Annotated in this window: 4 protein-coding genes; 1 reads left to right on the forward strand and 3 read right to left on the reverse strand. The window is 57.3% G+C overall.

The window, feature by feature from the left end; genetic code table 11:
• From Q2941_RS51110 to Q2941_RS51120, 3 genes are all read right to left on the reverse strand, one after another.
• Positions 1-248 (reverse strand): hypothetical protein (locus tag Q2941_RS51110; protein WP_458197470.1); only part of this gene is annotated, 248 nt, incomplete at its 3' end.
• Positions 249-268: 20 nt separating this feature from the next.
• Positions 269-517, reverse strand: a complete 249-nt coding sequence (locus tag Q2941_RS51115; protein WP_458197471.1) for a hypothetical protein — start codon at positions 515-517, stop codon at positions 269-271.
• A 462-nt stretch (positions 518-979) separates the two neighbouring features.
• The gene (locus Q2941_RS51120; protein ID WP_458197472.1) at positions 980-2,098 is read right to left on the reverse strand and encodes a tetratricopeptide repeat protein; all 1,119 of its coding nucleotides are present in this window, start codon (positions 2,096-2,098) and stop codon (positions 980-982) included.
• Between the two features lie 61 nt (positions 2,099-2,159).
• Between Q2941_RS51120 and Q2941_RS51125 the strand changes: the two genes are divergently transcribed.
• Positions 2,160-2,762 (forward strand): hypothetical protein, encoded by a 603-nt coding sequence (locus tag Q2941_RS51125; protein ID WP_458197473.1) that lies wholly within the window; start codon positions 2,160-2,162, stop codon positions 2,760-2,762.
• The last annotated feature ends 209 nt before the right edge of the window (positions 2,763-2,971 follow it).

Here is a 2,971-nt window from a genome sequence, read left to right on the forward strand (position 1 = left end):
ATCCCGGCAGATTTTGTTTCGTCGCGCATCCGCACGTCTTGTTGACCATGGTCGATAAGACCGCGCGCGAATAACCCGACCTCAGCCGAGTGACTCTGGCGCTGATGCTCGAATGATCGTCTAACATCGGCACCCAAGCGGCGCGTGCGCTCCGCAACTTTCAGGACATGACAGGCGGGTCTCGTGGCGAGGCCGGTAGCGGCAGGGGGGTGCGGCCGGTGATCCTGATCACCGACGAAGCGCGCCACGGCGTGCATTCCGAGCCCGTCTAGTTCAATAGAGAGGTATTGACACAGCTGCCCGAAACCGCGTCGCGAGCTTCGTCATAGACACTCCCGAAAGCCTTAAGAGCCTCCGGCTTTGGGACATTAGTGACGATACAGAGATGCGCGAGTACGGTGGCAAGCGATGCCATCGCGTCGCGGGTAAATTCTTCTGTAACAGCATCATAGATTTTATCGAGCAACAACTGTTGCCTGCCCTTCGTCCGTTTCCATTTGATCCGCTCAGGCTTCATGTCGGGCTCGCGTAGTTGCGGGTTGAGCACGCCAGATTTTACGCCAGCCCTTGGTAAGAAGCTGTGATCCGCGTCACTTGGGCTCTGATCGTCAAAATCACAATCTCTCCGCCTGATGGCCATAGAGGAACGAGTAAGACGTTTACGACCCTCGCGGTTAGGAGAGCGCTCGGACCCATAGTGGACAGATTAAATTCGGCGTTGGAGCAGCTTGCCCTTCCGATTTGCTCCATTTGCTTCATCGAAATGACATGGGTCCGGTCCACGGTGGTGACGCCGGAACCTTGCGCTCCCGCCTTCAATGTCAAACCACGGTTCTGGAAAGCTCGCCTTCAAACCGCTGCCTTAAAGGGGGCGGCCGCCGCCCAAGTTCACAGGGGCCGCGTGCGCTAATACCGCGGCGGTCACGCCGCTGGTTCGCGCCCCTCGTCTACAGCAGTGAACGTTACGGAGCCGAGGTGTTCACCACAGAAAACGAGGCGGGACATCGGGTTCATGCAGACGCGACGCCGCCTCACGCGCCTCAACGTCACGTCCGAGATGGGCGAAAGCGGACGCAAGACAGCGGTAAGCTGGCCCAAGAAAGGGGCTCTGACGTTGGGCTTTCTTCCCTGCCGCGATGGCCTCGTCAAAGCGACCAAGCTCAATCAAGGCCAGCCCCATCCCAGCAAACGTATGACGTAGCCGCGGGTCTACCGGGCTCATGCGAATGCCACGTTCAAAGCTCCGGACCGCTTCCTCCGGCCGCCCCGTAATTCTATAGACATGGCCTCTACTGCTCCATCCCTGAAATGAATTTGGGTTGAGCGCGACCGCCCGGTCCGCCATTTCGATCTCGGTTTCGCTATCGCCGACCATGAACGCCGAGGTTAAGCAAGCCCATGCCAACGTTTCCGGATCATCATCGTCGACGCTTAAAGCCAAACGAAAGAGCCGGACTGCTTCCTTGCGCTCGAATTTAGGATCGGCAGCATAGCCAAAAAGGACCCTTTGCATGTGACAGAGACCTGCCAGAGCCGCGACCAAGCCCAACCCAGGGTCCAGCTCCAAAGCGCGATGAGCCAGCCTGATCGCCTCGGCCAAACCTTCGGGGGTGGTTAGGTAAAGCTGCGGCAAGGCCCGGAGATAAAAATCATAGGCGGTAAGGTTCTCCGACCGCCGCCGCATCGCCGTTGCAATTTCCGTTTGAAGCAACTTTGGCCGAATGGCTGAGACAACGGCGACCGTCACTTCATCTTGGAGAGCGAAAACGTCAGTCAAGTCGCGCTCGAACCTATCCGCCCAAATGTGTGCGCCCGTCACCGCATCAATCAACTGCCCTGTGATACGAACTTTGCCCGATGCCTTGCGCACAGCCCCCTCAAGAACATAGCGCACGCCGAGCCTGCGTCCGACCTCCTTTATATCGACGGCTTGGCCCTTGAAGGTGAAGCTCGAATTGCGTGCGATTACGAACAACCATCCGAACCGCGACAGCGCGGTGATGATTTCCTCGACCATCCCATCTGCAAAATACTCCTGCTCGGGATCGCCGCTCATGTTCTCGAACGGCAGCACGGCGATGGAGGGCTTGTCCGGCAACGCTTGCTCGAATTGAGGGGCCATCGTCTTGAATTGAAATCGCACAACAGGAGGTAATGCCATGAGACACGGTTACAAAATCGCAATGGTATTGATCTTCGCCAATATGGCGGTTTCGACAGGAGCGGCTTTTGCTGGCGACAATCTGAAAGGCACCTATGCCGTCGCTGGCACTTCGACATGTCTATCTGCCCCGTCTGGATTTGCGAACGACAGCAAGGGAAATCCGACGATTGCGAATGGCACCGATAGCGCTTGGTACTCGGGCTACTTCCAGGCTCGCTTGACTTTCAATGGCGACGGAACGGGCACTACATCTGGAACATGGGGGAACATGCCTCCACCGCCGCCCGCCAAAGCCGCAGTGAGTGCTGGCACTTTCTCGTACTCCTTCACCCACACTCCTCTCGTAAATAACTCCTTTACAACGAACCCAACGCCCGGGACTTACAAGGCTACGACCAATTACGGGCCTGTTGCTGGCCGTCAAGTCTCGATTGATGCTTCTTATCATCGCGTGTTTCAGCTTTCGAACGACCAGAAATACGGCACAGTCGCCACCACAACACCGGAGCCCGAACACCTCTCGTGGTCGGAAGGCTCAGAGACCAAAACTCTTGTTCGTATCTGTTACATTGCAGGTAACCTAGTTCGGCTGGACTGATGAACTTTAGGTAGGGGATGGGATCGACCAAAGCGCATTGAACAGAGGCCGCCGACTAAGGCGACCTCTTTCGATTGCGCCAGCAGTGACGAAATTCGAACGCCCTCGAAGTCGGCCACAAGATGCCCGGTGCGGGTCTTGGTTCGCGGTAGGGATGCCCATTGCTGGACACCCCCCGCGCAGATCCGGACAAGCCCGATTCGAGCATC

The organism is Bradyrhizobium sp. UFLA05-153, assembly GCF_054185185.1.

Bases quoted from the DNA above. Each gene is read 5' to 3' on its own strand.
- Q2941_RS51115 (WP_458197471.1), bottom strand. From the start codon at position 517: ATGAAGCCTGAGCGGATCAAATGGAAACGGACGAAGGGCAGGCAACAG.
- Q2941_RS51125 (WP_458197473.1), top strand. From the start codon at position 2,160: ATGAGACACGGTTACAAAATCGCAATGGTATTGATCTTCGCCAATATG.